A 1188-nucleotide genomic window follows, 5' to 3' on the forward strand; every position below is an offset into this window, starting at 1 on the left:
GCGGCCTTGGGTGCCTCGGCCGCAGCCTCGGTCACCGCGGCTTCGGCCTTGACGGGCTCGGGTTCGGAAACCGGTTCGGGCTCTTCGGCCTTCGGGGTCTGGATGACCTTCAGGTTTTCGGTCAGGGTGGCGGCGTCGACGCGGTTGATCGACTGGAGCATGAGCTGGGCGACGTCGACGACCTCCACGCCCTGGCCGACTTCGCCGCCGTCCTTGCGGGCGGTGACACCGTCGGTGAGCATGACCCGGCAGAACGGGCAGCCGGTGGCGATTATCGAGGGCTCGTTGCCGCCCTTCAATGTGTCGAGGGCTTCGTCGACGCGGTCGATGTTGATGCGCTTGCCGAGTTGTTCTTCCATCCACATGCGTGCGCCACCGGCGCCACAGCACATGGAACGTTCGCCGTGGCGCGGCATTTCGACCAGCGTCGAGCCGGAGGCCTCCATCAGCTCACGCGGGGCGTTGTAGATCTTGTTGTGGCGGCCCAGGTAGCAGGGGTCGTGGTAGGTGACGTTCTGCGCGACCGGCGACACCGGCACCAAAGTCTTGGCCCGCACCAGGCGGTTGAGCAGCTGGGTGTGGTGCACGACCTCGTAGTTGCCGCCGACCTGCGGGTATTCGTTGTTGAGGGCGTTGAAGCAGTGTGCGCAGGTGACGACGATCTTCTTCTTGGCCTGCTCGACACCGTCGAAGACGTTGTTGAGCAACTCGATGTTCTGCATGGCGAGCTGCTGGAACAGGAATTCGTTGCCCGCGCGCCGGGCGGAGTCACCGGTGCAGGTTTCCTCTTGCCCGAGGACCATGAACTTCACGCCCGCGGTCGCGAGGAGTTCGGCGACGGCCTTGGTGGTCTTCTTGGCGCGGTCTTCATACGCGCCGGCGCAGCCGACCCAGAACAGGTATTCGTAGCCGTCGAAGGAGTCGGCGTCGCGGCCGTAGACGGGGACGGCGAAGTCGACCTCGGAGATCCAGTTGAGCCGGTCCTTGGCGTTCTGGCCCCAGGGGTTGCCCTTGTTCTCGAGGTTCTTGAACAGTCCGGCGAGTTCGGAGGGGAATTCCGATTCGATGAGGACCTGGTAGCGGCGCATGTCGATGATGTGGTCGACGTGCTCGATATCGACCGGGCACTGCTCGACACACGCGCCACAGGTGGTGCACGACCACAGCACCTCGGGATCGATGATGCCG

At 64.6% G+C, this 1188-nt stretch carries 1 protein-coding gene; it reads right to left on the minus strand.

Features of this window, described 5'->3' with window-relative positions; all coding sequences use genetic code 11:
* Positions 1-1188, minus strand: a 1188-nt coding sequence (locus NS2_RS35645; protein WP_147207450.1) for a (Fe-S)-binding protein, incomplete at both ends; no start/stop codon positions are given.

The organism is Nocardia seriolae NBRC 15557, from assembly GCF_007990715.1.
In the GTDB taxonomy this organism is placed as follows: domain Bacteria; phylum Actinomycetota; class Actinomycetes; order Mycobacteriales; family Mycobacteriaceae; genus Nocardia; species Nocardia seriolae.